Source organism: Rhodococcus sp. ARP2, from assembly GCF_001029585.1.
Taxonomy (GTDB): Bacteria; Actinomycetota; Actinomycetes; order Mycobacteriales; family Mycobacteriaceae; genus Rhodococcus_F; species Rhodococcus_F erythropolis.
Genome location: NZ_LEKE01000068.1, coordinates 114,891 through 138,622 on the forward strand (window position 1 = coordinate 114,891; position 23,732 = coordinate 138,622).

The following is a 23,732-nucleotide window of genomic DNA, read 5'->3' on the forward strand; positions in this document are numbered from 1 at the left end:
CCGCTCGTGTCGCCCGGCTAGAATTCCGGGCGACATGAAAACTCGTGCAGCCAAGCTGCCACAGGAAATTTGGGTACTGGTCGCCGCCAGCTTCGTCATCGCCCTCGGATTCGGGTTGGTCGCTCCGGCTCTACCGCAGTTCGCGCGCAGCTTCGACGTATCGGTCACCGCCGCCACGATCGTGATCTCGTCTTTCGCATTCATGCGATTGGTGTTCGCGCCGATGAGCGGCACTTTGGTACAGAAACTCGGTGAGCGTCCGGTCTACATCGTCGGCCTTTTGATCGTCGCGGTCTCGACCGGTGCGTGCGCTTTCGCCGGGGAGTACTGGCAACTTCTGCTGTTCCGGTCGTTGGGCGGTATCGGGTCGACGATGTTCACGGTGTCGGCTCTCGGGCTGATCATTCGCATGTCACCGCCGGACAGTCGCGGCCGCGTCTCGGGGCTGTACGCGACAAGCTTTCTCATGGGATCGATCGGCGGCCCGCTGGTCGGCGGTGCGCTGTTGCAGTTCGGTCTGCGGATGCCGTTCATCATCTACGCAGTTGCGCTGGTGATCGCCGCGCTCGTTGTCTTCGTGAGCCTGCGTGGATCTCACCTGGCGTCACCGGACAAGGCTGTCGATGTGAAGTCGATGACTCTCACCGAAGGGCTCCAGTCGCCGGTGTACCGGGCAGCGCTCGGATCGAACCTCGCCTTCGGCGGGGTGATCTTCGGAGTTCGCGTTGCCATGGTCCCTCTGTTCGTCGTGGAGTTCCTCGACCGAGACCCGTCGATAGCGGCCTACGCTCTCACGATCTTTGCCGTCGGAAACGCGTTGGTGTTGATCGTTTCAGGACGACTGTCAGACCGCTTCGGACGCAAGCCCTTTGTCGTGAGCGGTCTGCTCATCTGCGGTCTGGGAACCATCGCAATGGGATTCACCGACAACCTTGTGGCGTTCTTCGCCATCGCCGCAGTGACTGGTGTCGGCTCCGGGCTCATGAGTCCGGCCCAGCAAGCCGCGGTTGCCGATGTTGTCGGATCGACGGCCCGAGGCGGACCCGTTCTGGCGGTATTCCAGATGATGTCCGACATCGGTGGGGTAGTGGCGCCGATTTGTGCCGGACTGATCGCCCAGCATGTGTCGTACTCGGCGGCCTTCGCGGTGATGGGAGCCGTAGTAGTCGTGTCGGCGACGGGTTGGTTGTTCGTTCCGTCGCGAACGAAGCCCGTCGAATCCGTCGTCGAAGATCTGACTGATGTGACGGTGCTAACGGATACTCCTGCGCGGACAAACCTGGACTGACCGGGCATTCTGTACTCTCGATCGGGTGGCAATTCGCATCGTGAGTCTTGTGGCCCGATTGGGTTTGGCGGCCGTTTGGCTGATTTCCGGGGGACTCAAGTTCTTTGATCCCGTGCAGACGAAGATCGCGGTGCGCGCCTATCAACTGTTGCCCGAGTCGCTGGTAGGTCCGGTGGCGACGGCTCTTCCCCTGGTCGAAATAGTGCTGGGCCTGCTGATCCTCGTCGGGCTGGCGGTGCGAGTATCCGCTGCGGTCTCGGTGGTCATCCTCACGGTTCTCATTGCGGTGATCATTTCGGTGTGGGCCAGGGGATTGTCCATCGACTGCGGATGTTTCGGCGGCGGAGGTGCAGCCGACGTCGGCGCTTGGGACTATTTGAAGGAGATTCTCCGGGACCTCGGCTTCTTGGCACTTGCCGTCTGGCTGCTCGTGTTCCCGCGTTCGCCGCTCGCATTGGGGCCCGGATCACGCGCGGCGTTCTCAGTGGATACTCAGTCTTCAGTGGCAAGGTAAGCAATCGGTAAATCGTTTCGACGCACGAAGGACTGCATCAGCGTGAGCACCAAGAGCAGCAAGAACAAATACTCGCCGGAACCGGTCTCGAGCCGCTCCACCTACATCATCGGTGGCCTCGCGGTGCTCGTGATCGCGGCCCTCGTCATCGGCGGTGTCTTGTGGACGAACAGCAAGAACAAGCCCCAGAACGACGGCTACGGCTCCGTGCAGAGTTCCGAAGTTGCCGTCACGGTGCAGGACAACGGAGTGGTGCTGCTCGGCAAGCCCTCCGCCGCGACGACCATTGATCTCTTCGAGGATCCGCTGTGCCCGGCCTGCGCTGCTCTCGAGCACCTCAGTGGCCAGGCTCTCGCGGCCGCCGTCGACAACGGTGACGTCGCCGTGCGGTACCACATGCTGAACTTCCTCAACCGGGCGTCGGGCAGCGGTGACTACTCCACACGGGCCGGCGCCGCTCTGCTCTGCGTCGCTCAGGGTGGTGACGCGATCGCGTACTCCGCATTCCACAACAAGCTTTTCGCGACCGACACGCAGCCTGCCGAGGGCGGCAGCAGCGATCACACCAACGACGACCTCGCCCAGATCGCTCGTGATGCGGGCGCATCCGAGGACGTGGCAACCTGCATCTCTTCCGGTACCAACGTCGAAGCAGCCGCGGCCAATGCTGCAGCCGCCAGCCAGGCGCTCAAGGATGTCGGGTCGAACGGGACGCCCACGGTAGTGGCGAACGGCAAGATCGTTGACACGGGCAGTAGCGACTGGGTTTCCAAGCTCTCCTCCTGAGCTGAAGCGGCCGCTCGGACGAGGAGCGGCCGCTTCGCTCTGACCAGGCGATTTGTTGCCCAGGAGTCAAGTGGTGTAACTTTCTTCCAGCAAGCGGAAAGCAGAAAAGCCGCTGCGAGTTCGACTGTTAGAGTTAATTGAATACGGGGCTATGGCGCAGCTGGTAGCGCACCACACTGGCAGTGTGGGGGTCAGGGGTTCGAGTCCCCTTAGCTCCACCCGAACAAATGCTCTGCACCAATCGGTGCAGAGCATTTGTTGTTTTCGAGCCAGTGTTGTGTTGTCGACCCTGCATTTTTCGAGTCTCTATTGCATACAGCACAGTTCTGCCTAGATGTGTCGGCCGCCATAACGCCAGGGCGTCAATATTCAATAACGTCCGCGATGAGGCCTGATCATCCCGTGCATTCTCAGCATGGGGACCGTTGGCGGAACGGAGAACCATGAGTGCACACGTGGTGATAATCGGGGCAGGATATGCGGGCGTCATGGCAGCGAAGCGACTGCTGAGAACTCGGTCGGACATCACGGTGTCCGTCGTGAATCCGCGCCCACACTTCGTGCAAAGAATCAGGCTCCATCAGATGATGGCGGCTGGCTACGACGCGACGGTCTCGTTCGACAGGGCGCTACCGCGTGCGGCACACCGAGTCTTCGGAGAGGTGACGACGATCGAGGCGGCGCTCGGCAGGCTCACCATCGACGACGGCAGTGTGCTCGACTACGACTACTTGGTCTACGCAGTCGGAAGTAGGCAGTTACCCAGCACGATCGCCGGGGCGGACGAGCACGGGTTCGGCGTCGCCGAATTCGAGGACGCGGATCGCCTCTCGTCCAGGCTGGCGACTCTCGACGAGAAGGCTGCGGTCTGCGTTGTCGGCGGCGGTCTCACCGGGATCGAGACTGCTGCAGAATTGGCTGAGCATCGAAGCAGCCGAATCACTTTGGTGACGGGTGGAATCGTGGCCCCGGACCTGTCAGAGCGTGCGCGATCGGCAATTCTCAGAACATTGACCGACCTCGGGGTCGATATTGTCAGCGAATCGCGGGTGACGCGGATCGACGGTTCGTCGTGCGAGCTCGCGGGAGGCGTGCGGGTGAAGGCCGAGTGCACGATTCTCGCAACAGAATTCGGTGTCCCGGAGCTGGCCCGTCGAAGTGGCCTCCCCGTCGACGATCTCGGTCGTCTGAAGGTCGACGATCGACTGGAATGCTCGTCCCACCCCAACATCTTTGGTGCGGGCGATGGCGTCGCAGTCGGTGATCTTTCACTGAGGATGAGTTGTCAGGCCGCGATCCCCTTGGGGGTCCATGCGGCCGAAACGATCCTGCATCGACTCGAAGGTTCCGCGCCGCGCCCGGTGACTCCGAAGTTCGCAGGTCGGTGCATCAGTCTCGGGAGGCGGCGAGGTGTGTTCCAGCGGACCACTCGTGTCGACGAGTCAACGGGAGTGGTCATTGCGGGCAGGGCGGGTGCATTCGTCAAGGAAAGGGTCTGTTCGTCGACGACCGAATGGGCTGTCACTCCGCGCCGCTCTCTCTTCTACAGCTGGACGTGAGCATCGTTGGTCATGTTCGGTCACAGATTCGGTCGAAGGCCGATGCAGTTTGCCGAACATACGGTGGACGAATCAGGTCTTCGTGACCGGCGTCGATGTCGTCGAATTCGAGTGAGCCCGTGGCAATGAGCGACCAGACTTCGGAACCCCGATTGTTGTAGGCGCCACGGATTACTGTGACTGGGGCAGCACAGGGACGAATGCGATGTCTCGCTATCGCCTGGTTTGCGATGTAGAGGAAAATGATCCACTGCATCGCAGGTGGGTACTGCATGATCCCGGCGAACAGCGAGCGCACCCACAGTGCCGCGACTGCGGGCTTGGTCGGCTGCCACCGGACGTTCGACTGGGGTTGAGGCGCCAACTCGATGACGGACGCATCCAGAGGGACGCCCGCGCGGGCCGCCAACCGCTGGACGACAGTACTCGGAATCCTGCTGTCGAGAACGATGACCCGCTGGATGTCATCGCCGGCCTGTTCGAGCTGAGCGGCTATCTCCAAAGCTACGTATCCACCGTAGGAGTATCCGGCGAGCAGGTACGGGCCCGTCGGCTGAATCTTCTTGATCTCGACTATCAGTCGCCGTGCCGCACCTTTCACCGAGCGGTCGGGTAGGCCACGAGATTCGAATCCGCGGGCCTGCGCCGCGAAAACCGGGCGATCTGTGGTGAGAGAATTCGACAAGTTCGACAATGCAGTCGGTGGTGCTCCGGCACCGTTCACGATGAAGAGGGGAGTGCCACTACCGTCGGATTTGAGTGGCACAACCGTCGGCTGCGGCGCGCTTTGCTTGACGACCGCACTTCGATCGATAACTCCTGCAAGGTCTTTGATTGTGCTGGCGGAGACGAATTGTGCGCTGGAGATTCGAACCCGGAACTTCTCCTGAATTCTGCTGAGAACTTCGATGGAAGCGAGTGAGTCGCCGCCGAGTTCGAAGAAGTCGTCCTCGCGGTCGACGGAGTCGGTGCAGAGAATCGACTTCCAGATACCAGCCAACATCAGCTCGGTGGGGCCGGCAAGAGTTGGCAGATCGCTCCTCACCGCGACAGTCGGCAGCCTCGGGCGATCGACCTTTCCGCGTTCGTTGCGGGGCAACTCGGCCAGGAGGACAAAATGTCGGGGAAGCATCCAGGTCGGTAGAAATTTGGCCAATTCGCGGCGCATCTCGGCGCCCGACCGTGCCATCACGGCTTTGGTCAGGACCACGTAGGCGACAATCTCCGGTCGATCGTTCTCGAGGACAACAGCCACGAAAACGTCGGTGACCCCGGAGATTCGACGAATATGCGCCTCGACTTCCATCGGTTCTACCAGGTAGCCCCGAATCTTGACGGCGTCGTCGACGCGGCCCCGCAGTTGTAGTTCGCCGCGTTCGTCGATACGGCCCCGGTCACCGGTCCGGTAGATGCTCACTCCGTCGCCGAGGCGCGTGAATCGTGCCGCAGTGCGATCCGGGTCACCGTGGTATCCATCGGCAAGATCGCTCGAGACAACCTGTATCTCGCCGATCTCTCCGTCGGGAAGAGGCACGCCGTTCACATCGACGATCTGTACGTCCTTGCCGTCGCGAGCACGTCCGGCCGGAACCACTCCGACGGGTAGTTCGGAATGTGGTGGGAACGCGTTGTACGCGACGACACCGGTCTCGGTGGTGGCCAGCCAGTTGACGTACGTGACGCGAGCGAAGCCGTGACTGCGATGGCGCGCGTAGTCCTCGCCGTGAACTGCTTCCCCGTACGTCACGACGACCCGCAGCGATCCGAGCGAATTATCCGGTGCTTCATCGGATTCGAGGCTTGACCATGCCCGCAGGAATGACGGCGCGCAGTGCGCGGTCGTGATCGAATTCTCGATCAGCCAGTCGTCGATTCCCGAAACTCCGTCGACGCGTGGATCCCAGCAGAAGACCGTGACGCCGTTCATCAGTCCCATGATCAGGGCCGTGATTCCGGCTCCGAAACTGACGGGCAACAGGTTTCCGATGTGATCGTCGGGGCGCAGGTCGATTGCTGCGGCAAGTTCGTCGGCTTTGTTCAGGCACATGGAGTGGCTCAACACGACTCCCTTGGGCGCTCCACTGGTCCCTGATGTGAACGCGATCATGGCAGGGGCGGAACTCGATGGTTCCAGCGCGTTGTCGAAACGGAAGCCGGTTGCGGCCGATTCGTCGAGGATCGACTGCAGCGCGACGGCGCCCGAGGCGCTCATGATGTGCGCTCGCCGGGCCTCGGGGAGTTGTGGGTCGATCATGACCAAAGGTCGACCGGAAATCAGAGTAGCGAGGATGGCGGGCACCGACTCGGCGGTTGGTTCGAGATCAACCGCAACCGGGCGAGCCCCGTGTGACCCACGTAGGCGAAGTTCGCGGACCAATGCATCGGTCCGGAGTTCGAGTTCGGCGAAAGTGATCCGGTCGCGCGGAGTCACGACGGCAACGGTGTCGTGCTGCATCGAGGTGACTCGGCGCCACCTCGACTCGATCGTCTCGTCGATGACTGCATAGCGAGTGCGCTCGAGACCTAAGTCGACAACCTTCATCATAGTAGCTCCGTCCGACTTTCAGCTATCTTTGAGCAAAGACTACATAAGGTTTGTGAAGTAGGTCCATAACAAACCGAAAGTAGTTTTACATACGTCCCCATCCTCCAGTCCGTCAGCTCCGAATACCTTGAGGAACCAATGCCGATCGAGCGTTGTACAGACGAGGAGCAATGACATGAAGTGGTCGGGGCGAAGTGCGATTGCGATTGCGGGAGTGTGCGCCGCAGCGACGCTGTTTTCGGGAACCGCGCAGGCGAGCCCACTCTGGGAACCTCTGCAGCCGGTGGCGAACCTGGACGCCGCGCGCTACGTAGGGGAATGGAACCAGGTGGCGGCGATTCCTCAGCCCTTCAACCTCGCGTGCGCGAAGGACACCCGGGCGAGTTACGGGATCGTCGATTCGTCGAACGTGAGCGTGAAGAACACGTGTACGACGTGGACCGGCCAAGCCAACGAGATCGTCGGGAATGCCCGAGTTACCGATCCAGCAACGGGTGCCCAGTTGCATGTGAGCTTCCCCGGGGTGCCCTCGCAGGAGAGTTTGGACGGTCCGCCCAACTACATCGTCACGTATATCGCCGACGACTATTCGTGGGCACTGGTGGGCGATCCACTCAGGCTTTCCGGGTTCGTGCTCTCACGGTCCCCGATTGTCAACGCGGCCGGCTGGAGTGAGATCCGTCGGGTCGCCGAATCCCGTGGATACAACGCGTGCACGATCTTGACGTCACCGACCACCGAGGGCACGTCGGACATCCGTCCGCTCTGCACGGTGTGAGTCTGCTGTCAGCGTGAACCTTCCGGAGCCACACTCCACTACGATCACTGATCGGTACGTGTGGTTTCGGAAGGTTGCGTGGTGGCGAAGAAGCAGATTCCCGTAATAGTCGTCGCAGGCTTTCTCGGTTCGGGCAAGACGACGCTGCTCAACCATCTTCTGCGCAACAACGACGGTGTACGCATCGGCGTGATCGTCAACGACTTCGGCTCCGTCAACATCGACTCGATGATGGTCGCCGGTCAGGTCGATTCGATGGTCTCTCTCAGCAACGGCTGTTTGTGCTGCGCTGTCGACGTCTCGGACATGGACGAGATGCTGAACAAGTTGGCGCACCGGCAATCCGGGATCGACGTCATCGTCATCGAGGCGAGCGGGCTTGCTGAGCCGCGGAACATGATTCGACTCGTCCTCGGAAGTGAGAATTCGTCTGTCGTCTACGGCGGCCTGGTGGTCCTGGTCGACGGAGCCAATTTCTCCACCGTTCGCCGCGAACATCCCGAGCTCGATCAACATGTCCGCCTGGCAGACCTGGTGGTAGTCAACAAGATCGACAGCGTTCCGGTCTCCGAGCGCGAGAGATTCACGGCCGGAATTCGCGAGTTGAATCCGCGAGCGCCGATAGTGGAGACGGCGCATTCACGGATAGACCCTGCTCTGCTGTTCGATTCCGGTGAGGTGACCCCTCCCGCTCCGGGCGATCAACTGAGCCTCGACGAGCTCCTTCGCGAGGGGCACGACGACGATCACGAGGACGGCTCGTGTCACCACGATCACCTGCACCACCGCTACGAATCGGTTGATTTCACGTCGGAGATGCCACTCGATGCCAGGGCTCTGACGCATTTCCTCGAGAATCAACCGCCGGGGGTGTACCGCATCAAAGGATTCGTGAACTTCGAGATTCCGGGTTACACAGGAAAATTCGAGATCCAATCGGTGGGTGATCATGTTCGGATCACGCCGCTGCGGTGGAAGTCGGGCGAACCTCGAACCACGCAACTCGTTGTGATCGGTACCGGGATGGATTCGGGAGCGGTCGGCAGCGCACTCCGCGCCTGCGTGCGCGAGGAAACGGTCGAACCGCACCCCGACGCCATGCTGGGATTGCACCGCTATACCGTCGGGGCGTGAGTGAATCAGATGTATCCGTGTACGAAGCGATTCGGCGACGGCGAGACGTTCGCGCCGAGTTCTCGGGAGAGGTCATCCCCGACGAAACTCTGATGCGCATTCTCGACGCCGCCCATCGCGCGCCGAGCGTGGGAAACACGCAACCGTGGGATTTTGTCGTCGTTCGTAATCCGGAGACGCTCAATACCTTCGCGGCACACGTCGCCGATGCCCGGCTGAAGTTCGCGCAGTCTTTGCCCGAGGATCGCCGATCGACGTTCGACCCCATCAAGATCGAGGGAATCGCCGAGAGCGGTACCGGCATCGTCGTCACTTACGACCCGTCACGCGGTGGCCCGAACATCCTCGGCCGTCATAGCGTCGACGACACCGGACTGTTCTCGGCGGTACTCGCCATTCAGAATTTGTGGCTCGCCGCAGTGGCCGAGGAGATCGGCATCGGCTGGGTTTCGTTCTACGACGAGAAGTACCTCACCGAACTCATGGGCATTCCGTCGCCCGTACGCCCCATTGCGTGGCTGTGCGTCGGGAAGGTGACTGAGTTTCAACAGGTTCCGGATCTCGAGCGCTTCGGATGGCGACAGCGTCGGCCATTGGCCGACGCTGTCCACTACGAAACCTATTGAGTTGTACCGGGTGGCCTAGCGCGCGGGACGGCCCCCGGTGGAGCCTGCGGTGCGAGCGCCGCCGCCGGTGCGGGGACGGCGAGCGCCGCCGCCTGCATGTTCCTGACGGGCAACTCCGCCGGTGCGAGCACCGCGTGACTGACTGCCCTGTCCGGAGCGAGCCTGACCCGAACGTGCTGCGCCGCCGCGTCCACCCTGGCCGGCGGGACGCTGTCCGCGTCCACCGTTCGGCTGGGCCGGAGCCTTCGGAGCCGGCGTGACGTGCGGTGCGATGTCGCCGACCAACTTGACGACGTGCTCGGAGTTGGCAGTCGAACGAACCGGGGTCACCTTGATGGCTGCCTTACGCATGAGGATCGCGAGATCCTTACGCTGCTCGGGCAGAACCACGGTGACCACGTCGCCGGCGCTGCCTGCGCGAGCGGTGCGACCACTGCGGTGCAGGTACGCCTTGTGCTCGGCCGGCGGATCGACATGGACGACCAACTCGACGTCGTCGACGTGGACGCCGCGCGCTGCGACGTCGGTGGCGACGAGGACGCGCGCTTCACCGGCGGAGAATGCCGCCAGGTTACGGTCGCGAGCAGCCTGAGAGAGGTTGCCGTGCAGGTCGACTGACGGGATGCCCGACTCGGTGAGCTGGCGAGCCAACTTGCGTGCCTGATGCTTGGTGCGCATGAACAGGATGCGACGACCGGTACCGGAAGCGAGCTTCTCGACCAGAGCCTTCTTGGCTTCGACGCCGTCGACGTCGAACACGTGGTGCGTCATCGCGGCGACGGGGGAGTTGGCCTCGTCGACCGAATGCATGACCTCGTTCCTGAGGAAACGCTTGACGAGCTTGTCGACGCCGTTGTCCAGCGTTGCCGAGAACAGAAGGCGCTGCCCGTCCTGCGGGGTGGACGAGAGGATGCGGGTGACGACGGGCAGGAAGCCGAGGTCGGCCATGTGGTCGGCCTCGTCGAGCACGGTGATCTCGACGGCGTCGAGGCTGACGAATTTCTGCTTCATGAGGTCTTCGAGGCGGCCGGGGCAGGCGACGACGATGTCGACCCCGGCCTTGAGGGCCTGAACCTGGCGGTGCTGCGAGACGCCGCCGAAGATCGTGGTCACGCGCAAGTCGTATGCGGCGGCCAACGGTTCGAGGGTTGCGGTGATCTGGGTGGCGAGCTCACGCGTCGGTGCGAGCACCAGGCCGAGCGGTCGACCCGGACGACGCTTGCCTCCGGACAGTTCGCCGGCGAGGCGGGAGACCATGGGGATGGAGAACGCGAGGGTCTTGCCGCTTCCGGTCTTTCCGCGGCCCAGTACGTCGCGCCCCGAAAGAGTGTCGGGGAGGGTGTCGATCTGGATCGGGAACGGAGAAGTGATTCCGCCGTCTTCGAGAGCTTTCACCAGCGGTGCGCGCACACCGAGGGCTGCGAAGGTGGTAGCGGGCGTAGAGATGTCAGACAAGTGTGTTCAGAGCCTTTCGGGCACGTGTTCGTGCCCGGATGCCGACACGGGAATTAACCGGTCGAACAATCAAGCACAGTGGTGGCGGCGCTGCCGGTCGGCAGGCTTCTTCGCCGTAAGAAGAGCGGGTGCATTGAGCACTCAGCAAGAAAATTTGCGTTCTACGACGCTGGATGCCCGATTTCAGGCACCTAGTGATCGCAACTCTACCTTCTCGGAGCGTTCGACCTACAACCCGACCCATTCGGAGACGCCGTTCGCGAAGTGTTGCCGCTTCCAGATCGGTACCTCGTGCTTGATGCGCTCCACCAGTTCGGCGCACGCGGCGAACGCCTCCGCTCGATGCGGGGCGGCGACGGCGGCGACCAGTGCGAGGTCACCGATCTCGAGGTGACCGACGCGATGGATCGCGGCAACCGGCAGGCCGGTCGAGGCTGCAACCTCTTGGCAGCACGTCTGGAGGAAGCGTTCGGCATCCGGATGCGCTTGGTACTCCAACGCTGAAACTGCTTGACCTCCATCGTGATTGCGCACCGTTCCCGTGAACACCACAACAGCGCCGTTCTTCGGACCGGCAACGGCGGCGTCGACGGTGTCTGCGTGAATCGGTTGCTCGGAGATCCGAGCCAGTAGCTCACTCATCGTGTGCTCCTCCGCCTGCGACCTGCGCGAGCAGGTGATCGATGATGGGTTCGAGGACGGCGAGACCGTCCTTCACTCCACCGGGAGAACCCGGAAGATTGACGATGACCGTCGTACCTGTGAGACCTGCCACACCACGGCTCAGTGACGCGTGCGGGGTCTTCTCGAGGCCCTTGGTTCGGATCGCTTCTGCGACCCCGGGCAACTCACGGGTCAAGACTGCCCGGGTAGCTTCCGGCGTTGCATCCGTGGGGGAAGCACCGGTGCCGCCGGTGCTGATGACAAGCGACGGGGAGCCCTCCTTGGCGTCAGCGATGCCTGCCGCGATGTCTGCGTCGGCGTACACAAGCGGTCCACGCACCTCGAAGTCCCGCTCGCGTAGCCAGGCTGCGATCGTCGGTCCGGTGGTGTCGGGTCTGGTTCCGTTCGCGCCACCGGTCGAAGCGACGAGGACGGTTGCGGATCGTGGCGAGGCGAAGGCGTGCGCCGGAGATGTCTGTGAGTTCTGAGTGTCGCGGGTCCAATGTCCGTGTTTACCACCGTCTTTGGTGAGCAGGCGAACACCGTTCATAGTGGCTCCGGGATCGACCGCTTTGACCATGTCGTGCAAGGTCAGGCCGGCTACCGCGACGGCGGTGAGTGCTTCCATCTCGACGCCGGTCTGTCCGCGAGTCTTTGCCGTCGCTTCGACGGTGATCGAGGTTTCGGTGAACCCGAATTCCACCTTGACCGACGAAAGCGCGAGCTGATGACACAACGGGATCAGCTCGGACGTCTTTTTTGCACCGGCGATTCCGGCAATGCGCGCGGTGGTGAGGACATCGGCCTTGGGCATGCCGTCGGCGCGGACGAGGCGAACTACCTCGGCGGTCGTGACGAGTTCACCGGCAGCGACGGCGATGCGCGTCGTCTCGGCCTTGGCGCTGACGTCGACCATGCGCGCTCGGCCTTCGCTGTCGACGTGTGTCAATTCGGTCATGAGTGTCCTTTGAATCAGATCGAGTGAATCAAATCGAGGAAGTCGAGAGCGGGAGGACATCGACGAGATCGCCTGCTCCGAGTTCGGTCACGGCAGCGGGGACGTCGATCAGGACGTCGGCCCACGCCATTGCTGCAACGAGGTGCGAGCCGGGTCCGGCCACGAGTTCGATACCGTCCGCAGTTCTACGCGCGCGCAGGAACTGGCGCTTGCCATCCACCGAACGCAGCGGTGCAGTAAGTGGCAGCCGTTCGCGCGGGATCTCGGGCAGACCCGCGGCCCGGCGCAGTTCGCCGCGGGCGAAGACCTCGAACGAGACCATCGTGCTGACCGGGTTGCCCGGGAAACTCAGGACCGGCACTTCGTTCACCACTGCAGTGCCTTGCGGACCACCAGGTTGCATTGCGACGTGGCCGAAGTGTGCACCCAGAGGGGTGAGAGTTTCCTTGACCACCTCGAAATCGCCCATGGACACCCCACCGGAGGTGAAAACCAGATCGGCGACCGAGGTTGCGTACGAGAGTAATTCGCGGAACTCGGCCGGGTCGTCGCTGCTTCGGGCGACGGATACGACATCGGCGCCGTTGGCTTCGGCCAATGTTGCCAAAGCTGGTCCGTTGGAATCGTAGATCTCGCCGGGTTCGAGAGTTGTTCCGGCACTTTTCAGTTCGGCGCCCGTCGTAATTATCGCGACTCGTGGCTTCGTGTACGTGTCGAGCGAGGCCAGGCCCACAGCGCTCAGCGCGGCGATATGGCGAGGTTCCAAGTGTGTTCCGGCCGTGACCAGTAGCATTCCGGCAGTGATGTCGCTGCCACGTTCGCGAACGAATTCGCCTACAGACCTGCCCCGTTCGATGGTGACCACGTGCTCGGTGACGCCCGTGGTGTCCTCGACGGGAACGACGGCGTCGGCACCCTCGGGGAGCGGCGCACCGGTCATGATGCGAAATGCCGATCCTGGAAGGTGTTTCGGTGGTTTTCCGCTTCCAGCGGCGATCACGCCTCGAACCGTCAGTGTGGTCGGAACCGAGGCCACAGAAGCAGCATCGACCGCATATCCGTCCATCTGTGAGTTGCGGAAGAGGGGCAGGTCCACCGGCGATGCGATATCCGAGCAAGTTATGCGCCCCAACGCTTCTGCCGTCGGAACCGCCGACGGAGAGAGGGTGTGCAGGCCGGTGAGCAATCCGGAGATGTGCGCAGCGTGTTCCTCGACCGAACGCGCGCTCATGACAGTAACCTCGACAACCTCGACATGTTTTGATCCTAGGCGGTGTGGTCCGTCCGACACACGGAGTACGGCTTTCGGTCATACTGGAGCAATACGGAAGTTGGTGAAGTGATGACAGTGGTCTCGATGGGAATTCCCACCGTGCGGTTTGACGCTGCCTCCCTCGCCGGTCGTCCCGAGACGGATCTCCTGGTCGACAGGTTCGGGCGTGTTGCCAGAGATCTGCGAGTCTCGATCACCGAGAAGTGTTCACTTCGTTGCACGTATTGCATGCCGGAGGAAGGCTTGCCGGCCATCGCTGCGGAAGACCTTCTGAGTGCCGACGAGATCGTTCGAGTAGTCGGAATCGGTGTCGAACGAGTCGGTATTCGCGAGGTGAGATTCACCGGCGGCGAGCCGCTGATGCGTAGTGACCTCGAAAAGATCATCGCGGGATGCGCCGCGCGTGTGCCAGGAATTCCACTTGCCATGACCACCAACGCCGTTGGGCTCGAACATCGTGCCGCAAAGCTGGCTGCAGCTGGTTTGACCCGCGTGAATGTTTCCCTGGATTCGGTTGATCGCGCGCACTTCGCGGAATTGACGCGTCGAGACAGGTTGCCTTCGGTTCTCGCGGGAATCCGAGCGGCCGCGGTGGCTGGCCTTGCGCCGCTCAAGGTAAATGCCGTTCTCATGCGCGAAACGCTCCACGGCGCGGCGGACCTTTTACAGTGGTGCCTCGACGCCGGAGTCGAATTGCGGTTCATCGAACAAATGCCTCTCGATGCAGACCATGCTTGGGCGCGCGAGAACATGGTGACTGCGGCTGAATTGCTGTCGGTATTGAGTGAGCGTTTCGAATTGGCCGCAATCGGTCGCGAAGACCCGTCGGCTCCTGCTGAAGAATGGCGTGTCAACGGGACTGAAATGACGGTGGGGATCATCGCTTCGGTGACGCGCTCGTTCTGCAGTGATTGCGATCGGACGCGAATGACTGCAGAGGGGACAATTCGGTCATGTTTGTTCAGTGACCGTGAAGTTGATCTGCGTGCCGCGCTCAGGGCCGGAGCAAGTGACGACGAACTTGCGGATTTGTGGCGCGGTGCGATGTGGAACAAGTGGGCAGGGCACGGCATCGACGCCGCGGACTTCGTTCCGCCGGAAAGAAGTATGGGAGCGATTGGTGGCTGATCCGCATTCGATCTCGGTTCGTTACTTTGCTGCTGCAGCGGATGTATCCGGTTGCCGTAGCGAGGTAGTCGCCATTTCGCCCGACAACACACTTGCCGAGTTGGTGGCGGTCTTGGTCGGGCGATACGGACCGGAGATGGAGCGAGTGCTGTCGGTCTCGGCTTTCCTCGTCGGTGACGAGTTGACCCGCGACGTCTCTCGAGCCTCCGGTAGCGCTGTCGATATTCTTCCGCCTTTCGCTGGAGGCTAGTCCGAGAATTGCCGGCGTAGCTATTTGTGGGCTGCCGTCGTATTGTCCTTTTTCGGTTTCCCGGTCCAAATATTTATATCTTGATCACTCCAGCTCAAGTGGCATCTATCTCCGTTTTCTCCATTGTTGGTCAATTGTCCAGCATTGGTCGTTTTGTTTAGTTTCTCCTACTTTTGGAGGAGTAAATGCACTTCTAATTGCCCAGGTGAATTGTCATCTGTTTGGATGACAAAAGAAATACCTTCGCTGTTGGTAATTGTCGACATGTGTTAATTTTGGCGCAATTCCACTCGGGATATGTGAAAGGTATTTCAATGTCGATTAATTCCACGCGCCGTGTCGGAGTCGTCGTAGCGCTCCTCGGGGCAGCTGCACTCACCGCTCCGGCAATTGCTACTGCGCTTCCGTCCACCGGTTCTCTCGGCTCTTCTGCGCCGGAAGCCTCGTGCTCGACCCTGTCCACCGAAGCGACGCCGAACGGGTGGGGCATCCCGTTCACCGACGAGAAGGATCAGACCGCGTCGTACTCGGCCGACAACGTTCTCGACAAGGACGGTTCACTGAAGCTCGCCGTCGACGGCACCGGCGATCGTTCGGTTTCCTACCATTCGGCCGGCGGTATCAAGCTGTCCGACGCAGTCAGCAAGGCGATCGGCTTTGCCGAGCGCGCCGCCACGCCGACTGCGGCGTTCCAGCTCCGCCTTACCGGAACCACCGGCGGAAAGTTCGATAACGGATTCACCACCCTGGTGTGGGTCCCGGGACCGGACGCGACGCCGACGGCCGACGGCGGCGTTCACGCGGATCTCCAGAAGGGCGTGTGGTGGAGCACTCAGAACATCGACGGCGCCAAGGACCGCGTGTCAGTGCCTTTGGCAGACATCGTCGCCGCGAACCCGAATGCGGTAGTCGATCATTACGGCGTCAGCGTGGGCACCGGTTCGGCAGCCACTTCGACGCTGGTCGATGCGGTGCAGTTCAACGGATGCACCACCAACTTCGCGAAGAAGGACCCGGCTTCGGGAACGGGTTCGCTCGGCAACGTCTTCGGCAGCCTGTTCGGTAGCTAGTCGCTGGTAAGAGTTACTTCCACCAGTCATCCAGAGGTGTGACCGGCACCGTGCGCTTGTGACGAGTGTTGATGAACATCTTCTCGAGCTTTTCGGCTACCTCGGAGGAAACGTCCTTTCCTTCGAGGTAGTCGTCTATCTGTGAGTAGGTGACACCCAGGGCAACTTCGTCCGGCAGCGCGGGCCGGTCGTCCTCGAGGTCAGCGGTCGGAACCTTGCGCCACGTGCTCTCCGGTGCGCCCAATTCCTGCAGCAATGCAGCGCCCTGGCGTTTGCTCAGGCCGGTGAGCGGCGTGATGTCGACGCCGCCGTCACCGAATTTCGTGAAGAAGCCGGTAATCGCTTCTGCGGCGTGGTCGGTACCGATCACGAGGTAGCCGAGCTGACCGGCAATCGCATACTGAATGACCATTCGTTCGCGCGCCTTGATGTTGCCACGGACGAAGTCGCGTAGTTCGCCGTTCCCCAACGCCTCGGAGGCCTCACGGGCTGTGGCGTCGGCGCCAGGCTTGACGTTGACCGTGAGAGAGCGGTCCGGCTTGATGAAGCCGAGTGCGATCTGAGCATCGGATTCGTCGGCCTGCGCGCCATAGGGGAGTCGAACGGCGACGAACTCGGCCTCGTGGCCTTCTTCACGAAGTTCCGTGACCGCGCGTTGGGCGAGGGCTCCGGCGAGCGTGCTGTCCTGACCGCCGCTGATTCCCAGAACGAACCCTTTGGCGGGGGTCGAGCGCACGTAGTCCTTCAGGAACTGGACTCGCGCGCGAACCTCCGCTGCGGCGTCGATTGTCGGCTTTGTGCCGAGTTCTTCGATGATGCTTTCACGCAGTGTGGCCATGAATGGACTCTAGCGATGTGAGCAGGCGCGTGCAGTGCCACCGTATCCGGGGCGGTACGGTCGCGCACATGAGTGCGAACAACGTTCTGGTGGTCAGTGCGACGAAGTCGGAAGCGGCATACGTGCCGCAAGGATACGAACTGCTGATCACGGGGATTGGAAAGGTCAGTGCTGCAACAGCAGTCGCCTCTGCTCTCGCGCGGTACGAGCGGGAGAATCTGCCGCTGGTCGTCAACATCGGGACCGCCGGTGCGCTGCACGCGCACCACGGTGGCCTCTATGTTCCCGGGGTCGTCATCAATCACGACATCAGCAGCACCGCGATCCGAGCGCTGGGGCACGACGTCGCGGACCGTTTGGTGCTCGCCGGCGGTGACGACTCGGTGTTGGCGACCGGCGACGCATTCATCGCCGACACTGCGACCCGGGACGCTCTCGCTCAGCGAGCCGATCTGGTCGACATGGAGGGGTTTGCCATCGCATTCGCCGCGCAGGCTGCGGGTGCTACCTGCCGACTCGTCAAACATGTCAGCGATCACGCGGACGACTCGGCCTTGGACTGGCCCGCGATGATCGATGCCAGCGCCCGCGAATTGGGGCGCTGGCTGCTCGACAACGTCTGATCGAGCCTGCAGCGTCTGGTCAAGCCTGCGCAGTCAGTATCAATCCGGTGTTGTCGGGCTTGCGCAGGGTCAGTGTGTCGGCGTCGACGGTGTAGCTCACTTCACCGTCGAGTACCGCCAGGATCTGACGCTCGATGTCCATGTTCTCCTCGGGGCAGGCCATTCGCGTGGTTGCCATCGGCGTGAACGTGACTGTGGTGTCGGATACCTGGGCGCTTCCGGTCATGCGATTGCATCCGGTGGTTCCGCTGACCGAACCGTCTGCGGCAATCGTGAGTTCGGGAGCTGACGTCTCCAGAGCCAGGCTCGTACTGATCGCATCGGGACCGATGAGTGACGTGACGGTCCACGTCGTGCCCTGCAGAGGTCGATCCGGCGTGACGATCTTCTTGTCCTGCAGAGTCACTGTGGCGTCGTCCGATGTCAGGGTGAGGGTGTCGCCGTCGAGGCTCCACGTCGGCGCGGAGGTCAGCAATGTTGTTGTCCAGGCGTCGGATTCGGCGATGCCGGGAGGGCAGCCCATCATGGTCGACGCCATGGTGCCGGTGGTCAGCTTGCCTTCGGTGAACTCGACCGAGCCGTTTGCCGTATTGCATCCGGCGCTCGCGGACACTCGACCCGCTTGGCTGAAATCGAGAGTCAGCGGGCCGCCGCCGGGAATTTGTGTTCCGTCGACGGAGGTCGAGATGAAGACGCGGCCGGAGGGGTCCGTCTTGTCCTCGGGGGAGTCGGACGAAGCGGAGCAACCGCTTACCGCGGCGATGGTCAGGAGGCCGATGACGGCAGCTGCGATGCGCATGGGCTCACATTAAGTGGTGGGACGGATCTGGGGAGTCAACATCGAGTAACGCGCCGGGCAAGGTCTTCCCAGCCGGCGGCCAGGCGCTCGGTGGTCATCCCGAGATCGCGCACCTGATGAAGGACAAGCGACGCTTCGAGCGGTGCCAACAGTGCTGAAGCGAGCAGATCGAGGTCGCCCTCGACGCCGGCTCCTCGAAGAAGTCCGATGACGTGAGCGATGCCGAGTGCTCGTGCCGGACCGCCGAAGCGGTATTCAGGAGCGTTTTCCGCCGCTCGGAGGACTTCGCCCTGTACTTCCACCATGGCGATCCGGGCTCGTCCGAACGCGATGAGGCGCTCGATCGTCGGCGCGCCCGGACCCAACGGTGGGGGGCCGAACATGAATGCCTGCTGCAGTTCTCGCTCGGTGTGATCGAGCAGTGCCTGCATCAGTCCCGATCGATTGCCGAAGCGCCGAAAAACTGTGCCCTTGCCCACACCGGCCCGGCACGCGACGGCATCCATCGTGACCGCGTCGACACCTCGCTCGGCGACGAGGAGGGCTGCGGCGTCGAGCAGAAGTACGCGGTTACGTGCTGCGTCACCGCGCTCGACGGGTACGGCGCCGATCTGGGGGAGGGGGATTGCGCTCACGGGATCAGGTTACAGGGCCGGGGAATGTAAGTGGACCGCGGTCCGTTTAGTTGATATAACTTTCAACCGGAGCCACCAACCGCACCACTCTCGAAGGAATCTCGTTATGTCACAGACCAATGTTCTCGTTCTCGTCGGCAGCCTGCGCGCCGGATCCGTCAATCGCCAGCTTGCCGAGACGGCTGTGTCCGCCGCACCCGAGGGTGCAACGCTGACGGTCTTCGAAGGCCTCGCCGACGTCCCCTTCTACAACGAAGACATCGACGTCGAGGGTGCTTCCATTCCCGCTGTCGACGCACTGCGCGCCGCTGCGAGCGACGCTGACGCGTTCCTGCTCGTAACCCCCGAATACAACGGCACCATCCCCGCAGTTCTGAAGAACGCCATCGACTGGATCTCGCGTCCGTACGGTGTCGGTGCAGTCAAGGACAAGGCTGTCGCAGTCATCAGCGCGTCGCCCAGCGGCAACGGCGCCAAGTGGGCACACGAAGACACCACCAAGGCGGTCCGCATCGCCGGCGGCAAGGTCGTCGAGGACACCGCACTGAGCATCGGTGGAACCGGCGCACTGTTCGGTGAGCTGCACCCGCGCGAGAACGCAGAGGTGCTCGCTCAGGTCTCCAAGGTCGTCTCCGACCTCGTCGACGCCAGCAAGCAGCTCGTCAACGCGTAATCCGTTTCACGAGTGAGGGCCATGCCGGAAGGTATGGCCCTCACTCGTATGCGAGTCACGCCCATCTGTGCGCTAGAGCCCTTCGCGTTCCATCGCGTCGTCGACGGCGTCGCGAACCGACTCGAAATCCTTGCCGGCCATCATCGCTTCGCCCATCGCGGCGTCGATACGGTCGGCGACGACGGCGTACCGACGCTCCCAGTTCTCCTTGTCCTCCCGCCAGTAACCCATCACGTGCATGCGGGGTGCCGGGATTTCCGATGTTCGACGCAGATGGGCGCGGATGCGTCTGGCGGTCGCGGCCTCGACTGCGCACCAGATGTAGCCCTCGCCGGGAGGCAGGGGAATGGCGGCCAATTCGGCGAGCAGTGAGTCTGCTGCGTCGATCCATCGGTAGTGAGCGTCGGCGCGCGTCGTGAACGTCTGCTGTTCGCTCGGCGCGGGCACCTGTGCAATGACGTGGATCGGTAGACCGTCGGGTGCTTCTTCCAAGATCCGCCCGATCGCTGGCAGTGCGGCGTGATCGGCGACGAGTAGCAGCCAGTCGCACTCTGCCGGCGGCTTGAACCACCCGCTCGCAGTCGAAAGATGTACGGTCTCGCCCGGTTGCGCATTTTCGGCCCAGAGCGCAGCTCCGCCGTGGCCGTGGAGAACGAAGTCGATCTCCAGTTCGTTCTTCGAGGGCTGCCAGTGCCGGACCGTGTAACTACGGGCGTGAGGGGGGTCGACGGGGAATCTGACGAGCACCCGTTCGTCGGGGCTCCCGCTCGTCTCGAAGTCGCTCAGGCCCGCACCGCCGAAGGTGATTCTGCGCATCTTAGGCGTCACCTGCTGCGTTCTCGTCACGGTTGCCTGGTGGCGCTGAGCCTCGTCCTTCGGGGGTGTTTCCACGACGCTCATGGTAGGTCCGAGTAGTGATTTTCAGATGCTGTCAGGCCTGCGACCGAAATGTGACGGGCGACACGCCGACGCGCCGGAAGATGTGTGCGCTGAACTGGGGCTACCTGGGAATTTCAACGATGTGACTCACAACATCTCGCGTTATGTGTTTCTGTCGGCCACTAGGTGTAGTGTCTTGAGCACTGAGAGACCACAACGCGGAACGCCTCGAGCGAGACTCCGGCAATCGGTCGAATCGGTGCTGAACATCACTACATCGGCCTTTGTTGGCTAAGCGAAAGAGGGACTCTCATGAGCATCACCGTCTACACCAAGCCCGCTTGCGTTCAGTGCAATGCCACCTACCGCGCCCTCGACAAGGCCGGTCTCGAATACAACATCATCGACATCACCGAGGATGCCGAAGCCCGCGACTACGTCATGGCTCTCGGGTACCTCCAGGCGCCCATCGTGGTTGCCGGTGAAGATCACTGGTCGGGTTTCCGTCCCGATCGCATCAAGACCCTGACCGTCGCTGCTTGAAGCGCCGCAGTGTCGGCGGTGGACACCTCCGCCGACACATCTGAGTAGTTCCGGGCACCGTACAAGAAAATGGTGACAACCGATGACTTCGCTGGTCTATTTTTCCAGCGTGTCGGAGAACACCCACCGATTCGTTCAACGTCTCGGCCTGCCTGCGACACGTATACCTATCCATGACCGTGACGGCTCATTTCGTGTAAACGAGCCCTATGTGCTGATTCTGCCCACCTATGGTGGCGGGGTCACCGTGACAGGGCGCGACACCAGTTATGTGCCGAAGCCGGTCATTCGTTTTTTGAACAATCCACACAACAGGTCGTTGATCAGAGCAGTGATCGCGGCGGGAAACACCAATTTCGGTGAGTCCTTTTGCTATGCAGGAAACATCATTTCCCAGAAATGCCACGTTCCTTTTCTGTACCGGTTCGAACTCATGGGCACTGCCGAGGATGTCGACCGAGTACGAGAAGGCTTGGGGGAGTTCTGGAATCATCTCGAAACAGAGAAGGAGCACGGGCAGTGGCGCCAACCATCACTGACACGATCGCGGCAGGAAGCGTAGAGCGTGATGCACGCGGCGGCGATTCCACCAACGGTCTCGACTACCACGCACTCAATGCCATGCTCAACCTGTACGGCGCCAACGGTGAGATCCAGTTCGAGATGGATGTCGCTGCAGCCCGTCAGTACTTCTTGCAGCACGTCAACCAGAACACCGTGTTCTTCCACAACCTCGACGAGAAGCTGGACTACCTCGTCGAGGAAAACTATTACGAGCCCGAGGTTCTCGATCAGTACTCACGTACTTTCGTGAAGTTCCTGATCGATCACGCGTACGCCAAGAAGTTCCGCTTCCCGACGTTCCTGGGTGCATTCAAGTACTACACCTCCTACACGCTCAAGACCTTCGACGGTAAGCGCTACCTCGAGCGTTTCGAAGATCGTGTCTGCATGGTTGCGCTCACCCTGGCCGCAGGCAACGAAGACCTGGCCGTCGAACTCGTCGACGAGATCATCGCCGGACGCTTCCAGCCCGCCACCCCGACGTTCCTGAACTCGGGCAAGAAGCAGCGCGGCGAGCCCGTGTCCTGCTTCCTGCTTCGTATCGAAGACAACATGGAGTCCATCGGTCGCTCCATCAACTCGGCACTGCAGCTGTCCAAGCGTGGTGGCGGAGTTGCCTTGCTGCTCACCAATGTTCGTGAGCACGGCGCACCGATCAAGAAGATCGAGAACCAGAGTTCGGGTGTCATCCCGATCATGAAGCTTCTCGAGGACTCGTTCTCCTACGCCAACCAGTTGGGTGCGCGTCAGGGCGCCGGCGCCGTGTACCTGCATGCGCACCACCCCGACATCTACCGCTTCCTCGACACCAAGCGTGAGAACGCCGACGAGAAGATCCGCATCAAGACGCTCTCTCTCGGCGTCGTGATCCCGGACATCACTTTCGAACTGGCGAAGAAGAACGAGGACATGTACCTGTTCTCGCCGTACGACGTCGAGCGCATCTACGGAGTTCCGTTCTCCGACATCAACGTCTCCGAGAAGTACTACGAGATGGTCGACGACAAGCGAATTCGCAAGTCCAAGATCAAGGCTCGCGAGTTCTTCCAGACCGTCGCCGAATTGCAGTTCGAATCGGGCTACCCCTACATCATGTTCGAGGACACGGTGAACCGGGCAAACCCGATCGAAGGCAAGATCACTCACTCGAACCTGTGCTCGGAGATCCTGCAGGTTTCGACGCCTTCGCTGTTCAACGACGACCTGTCCTACTCGAAGGTCGGCAAGGACATCTCCTGCAACCTGGGTTCGCTGAACATCGCGAAGACCATGGACTCGCCCGACTTCGCGAAGACCATCGAAGTGTCGATCCGCGGATTGACGGCAGTGTCCGACCAGACACACATCTACTCGGTGCCGTCGATCGAGCAGGGCAACAACGACTCTCACGCCATCGGCCTCGGTCAGATGAACCTGCACGGATACCTCGCTCGTGAGCGGATCTTCTACGGCAGCGAAGAAGGCATCGACTTCACGAACATCTACTTCTACACCGTGCTGTTCCACGCACTGCGTGCGTCGAACAAGATCGCCATCGAGCGCGGCTCGTACTTCAAGGGTTTCCCGGAGTCGAAGTACGCCTCGGGTGAATTCTTCGACAAGTACACCGACCAGGTCTGGGAGCCTGCAACCGACAAGGTTCGCGGACTCTTCGCCGATGCGAAGCTGCACATCCCCACCCAGGACGACTGGCGTGAGCTGAAGGCTTCGGTTCAGAAGCACGGTATCTACAACCAGAACCTTCAGGCCGTCCCGCCGACCGGCTCGATCTCGTACATCAACTACTCCACCAGCTCTATCCACCCGGTGGCGTCGAAGATCGAGATCCGCAAGGAAGGCAAGATCGGTCGCGTCTACTACCCGGCGCCCTACCTGACCAACGACAACCTGGAGTACTACCAGGATGCCTACGAAATCGGGTACGAGAAGATCGTCGACACCTATGCTGCCGCAACGCAACACGTCGACCAGGGCCTGTCGCTGACGCTGTTCTTCAAGGACACCGCCACCACACGCGACATCAACAAGGCGCAGATCTACGCGTGGCGTAAGGGCATCAAGACGCTGTACTACATCCGTCTGCGTCAGATGGCACTCGAAGGCACCGAGGTCGAGGGCTGCGTTTCCTGCATGCTGTAAAGGGCTCCGCCC

General features: G+C 61.7%; 24 protein-coding genes and 1 tRNA gene. 16 read left to right on the top strand and 9 right to left on the bottom strand.

The features are described from left to right. Positions 1–34: 34 nt before the first annotated feature. The 5 genes from ABX74_RS19485 (at position 35) to ABX74_RS19505 (ending at position 4,147) form a co-directional block, all read left to right on the top strand. A complete protein-coding gene (locus ABX74_RS19485; RefSeq protein WP_047889488.1) occupies positions 35–1,288 on the top strand; it encodes an MFS transporter in 1,254 nt (417 codons plus the stop codon). A 25-nt stretch (positions 1,289–1,313) separates the two neighbouring features. Further along, entirely contained in the window at positions 1,314–1,802 is a 489-nt protein-coding gene (locus ABX74_RS19490; protein WP_019747868.1) for a MauE/DoxX family redox-associated membrane protein, read from the top strand. Positions 1,803–1,844: 42 nt separating this feature from the next. Beyond that, positions 1,845–2,588 carry a thioredoxin domain-containing protein gene (locus ABX74_RS19495; RefSeq protein ID WP_007731305.1) on the top strand — a complete coding sequence of 248 codons (744 nt, stop codon included), beginning with the start codon at positions 1,845–1,847 and terminating at the stop codon, positions 2,586–2,588. Between the two features lie 145 nt (positions 2,589–2,733). Next, a tRNA-Ala gene (locus ABX74_RS19500) sits at positions 2,734–2,806 on the top strand. Between the two features lie 225 nt (positions 2,807–3,031). Further along, positions 3,032–4,147, top strand: coding sequence for an NAD(P)/FAD-dependent oxidoreductase (locus tag ABX74_RS19505; RefSeq protein ID WP_047889489.1), 1,116 nt, complete (start codon positions 3,032–3,034; stop codon positions 4,145–4,147). 10 nt (positions 4,148–4,157) lie between these two features. On the opposite strand, the gene ABX74_RS19510 is transcribed toward ABX74_RS19505, so the two are convergent. Beyond that, the gene (locus ABX74_RS19510; protein WP_223257967.1) at positions 4,158–6,692 is read right to left on the bottom strand and encodes an alpha/beta fold hydrolase; all 2,535 of its coding nucleotides are present in this window, start codon (positions 6,690–6,692) and stop codon (positions 4,158–4,160) included. Between the two features lie 175 nt (positions 6,693–6,867). Here ABX74_RS19510 and ABX74_RS19515 point away from each other — a divergent pair, with 175 nt between their 5' ends. The 3 genes from ABX74_RS19515 (at position 6,868) to bluB (ending at position 9,230) form a co-directional block, all read left to right on the top strand. Then, positions 6,868–7,470 (top strand): lipocalin family protein, encoded by a 603-nt coding sequence (locus ABX74_RS19515; RefSeq protein ID WP_047889490.1) that lies wholly within the window; start codon positions 6,868–6,870, stop codon positions 7,468–7,470. Positions 7,471–7,551: 81 nt separating this feature from the next. Continuing rightward, positions 7,552–8,604 carry a CobW family GTP-binding protein gene (locus ABX74_RS19520; RefSeq protein ID WP_047889491.1) on the top strand — a complete coding sequence of 351 codons (1,053 nt, stop codon included), beginning with the start codon at positions 7,552–7,554 and terminating at the stop codon, positions 8,602–8,604. Then, positions 8,601–9,230 (top strand): 5,6-dimethylbenzimidazole synthase, encoded by a 630-nt coding sequence (bluB, locus tag ABX74_RS19525; protein ID WP_047889492.1) that lies wholly within the window; start codon positions 8,601–8,603, stop codon positions 9,228–9,230. The genes ABX74_RS19520 and bluB overlap by 4 nt, the downstream gene beginning before the upstream one ends. A gap of 15 nt (positions 9,231–9,245) precedes the next feature. Here bluB and ABX74_RS19530 read toward each other — a convergent pair whose 3' ends face one another. The 4 genes from ABX74_RS19530 to glp form a co-directional block, all read right to left on the bottom strand. After that, a complete protein-coding gene (locus ABX74_RS19530; RefSeq protein ID WP_047889493.1) occupies positions 9,246–10,685 on the bottom strand; it encodes a DEAD/DEAH box helicase in 1,440 nt (479 codons plus the stop codon). 228 nt (positions 10,686–10,913) lie between these two features. After that, positions 10,914–11,327 (bottom strand): molybdenum cofactor biosynthesis protein MoaE, encoded by a 414-nt coding sequence (locus tag ABX74_RS19535; protein WP_007731311.1) that lies wholly within the window; start codon positions 11,325–11,327, stop codon positions 10,914–10,916. Next, positions 11,320–12,306 carry a bifunctional molybdenum cofactor biosynthesis protein MoaC/MoaB gene (gene moaCB / locus ABX74_RS19540; protein WP_047889494.1) on the bottom strand — a complete coding sequence of 329 codons (987 nt, stop codon included), beginning with the start codon at positions 12,304–12,306 and terminating at the stop codon, positions 11,320–11,322. Before moaCB ends, ABX74_RS19535 begins: the two co-directional genes overlap by 8 nt. A gap of 28 nt (positions 12,307–12,334) precedes the next feature. Beyond that, on the bottom strand, positions 12,335–13,537 hold the full coding sequence (gene glp / locus ABX74_RS19545; protein ID WP_019747877.1) for a gephyrin-like molybdotransferase Glp: 1,203 nt from the start codon (positions 13,535–13,537) through the stop codon (positions 12,335–12,337). Positions 13,538–13,648: 111 nt separating this feature from the next. Between glp and moaA the strand changes: the two genes are divergently transcribed. From moaA to ABX74_RS19560, 3 genes are all read left to right on the top strand, one after another. Beyond that, complete coding sequence (gene moaA, locus ABX74_RS19550) at positions 13,649–14,707, top strand: GTP 3',8-cyclase MoaA (RefSeq protein ID WP_019747878.1); 1,059 nt, start codon at positions 13,649–13,651, stop codon at positions 14,705–14,707. Then, on the top strand, positions 14,700–14,957 hold the full coding sequence (locus ABX74_RS19555) for a MoaD/ThiS family protein (protein WP_003944706.1): 258 nt from the start codon (positions 14,700–14,702) through the stop codon (positions 14,955–14,957). Before moaA ends, ABX74_RS19555 begins: the two co-directional genes overlap by 8 nt. 314 nt (positions 14,958–15,271) lie before the next feature. Beyond that, the gene (locus tag ABX74_RS19560; protein WP_047889495.1) at positions 15,272–16,027 is read left to right on the top strand and encodes a hypothetical protein; all 756 of its coding nucleotides are present in this window, start codon (positions 15,272–15,274) and stop codon (positions 16,025–16,027) included. 13 nt (positions 16,028–16,040) lie between these two features. Here ABX74_RS19560 and nadE read toward each other — a convergent pair whose 3' ends face one another. After that, the gene (gene nadE / locus ABX74_RS19565; protein WP_047889496.1) at positions 16,041–16,865 is read right to left on the bottom strand and encodes an ammonia-dependent NAD(+) synthetase; all 825 of its coding nucleotides are present in this window, start codon (positions 16,863–16,865) and stop codon (positions 16,041–16,043) included. A gap of 68 nt (positions 16,866–16,933) precedes the next feature. Between nadE and ABX74_RS19570 the strand changes: the two genes are divergently transcribed. Continuing rightward, positions 16,934–17,488, top strand: a complete 555-nt coding sequence (locus tag ABX74_RS19570) for a nucleosidase (protein WP_019747881.1) — start codon at positions 16,934–16,936, stop codon at positions 17,486–17,488. A 19-nt stretch (positions 17,489–17,507) separates the two neighbouring features. Here the strand turns inward: ABX74_RS19570 and ABX74_RS19575 are convergent, their stop codons facing one another. Both ABX74_RS19575 and ABX74_RS19580 read right to left on the bottom strand, forming a co-directional pair. Further along, positions 17,508–18,287 (bottom strand): META domain-containing protein, encoded by a 780-nt coding sequence (locus tag ABX74_RS19575; RefSeq protein WP_047889497.1) that lies wholly within the window; start codon positions 18,285–18,287, stop codon positions 17,508–17,510. 35 nt (positions 18,288–18,322) lie between these two features. After that, the gene (locus tag ABX74_RS19580) at positions 18,323–18,922 is read right to left on the bottom strand and encodes a TetR/AcrR family transcriptional regulator (protein WP_047889498.1); all 600 of its coding nucleotides are present in this window, start codon (positions 18,920–18,922) and stop codon (positions 18,323–18,325) included. A gap of 106 nt (positions 18,923–19,028) precedes the next feature. Here ABX74_RS19580 and ABX74_RS19585 point away from each other — a divergent pair, with 106 nt between their 5' ends. Further along, positions 19,029–19,595 (top strand): NAD(P)H-dependent oxidoreductase, encoded by a 567-nt coding sequence (locus ABX74_RS19585; RefSeq protein WP_019747884.1) that lies wholly within the window; start codon positions 19,029–19,031, stop codon positions 19,593–19,595. A 72-nt stretch (positions 19,596–19,667) separates the two neighbouring features. Here ABX74_RS19585 and ABX74_RS19590 read toward each other — a convergent pair whose 3' ends face one another. Further along, on the bottom strand, positions 19,668–20,495 hold the full coding sequence (locus ABX74_RS19590; RefSeq protein WP_047889499.1) for a siderophore-interacting protein: 828 nt from the start codon (positions 20,493–20,495) through the stop codon (positions 19,668–19,670). Between the two features lie 291 nt (positions 20,496–20,786). Between ABX74_RS19590 and nrdH the strand changes: the two genes are divergently transcribed. From nrdH to nrdE, 3 genes are all read left to right on the top strand, one after another. Next, entirely contained in the window at positions 20,787–21,017 is a 231-nt protein-coding gene (nrdH, locus tag ABX74_RS19595; RefSeq protein WP_019747886.1) for a glutaredoxin-like protein NrdH, read from the top strand. Between the two features lie 82 nt (positions 21,018–21,099). Next, a complete protein-coding gene (nrdI, locus tag ABX74_RS29995; protein WP_019747887.1) occupies positions 21,100–21,579 on the top strand; it encodes a class Ib ribonucleoside-diphosphate reductase assembly flavoprotein NrdI in 480 nt (159 codons plus the stop codon). Continuing rightward, positions 21,537–23,720 (top strand): class 1b ribonucleoside-diphosphate reductase subunit alpha, encoded by a 2,184-nt coding sequence (nrdE, locus tag ABX74_RS19600; RefSeq protein WP_029255087.1) that lies wholly within the window; start codon positions 21,537–21,539, stop codon positions 23,718–23,720. Before nrdI ends, nrdE begins: the two co-directional genes overlap by 43 nt. Positions 23,721–23,732 lie beyond the last annotated feature (12 nt).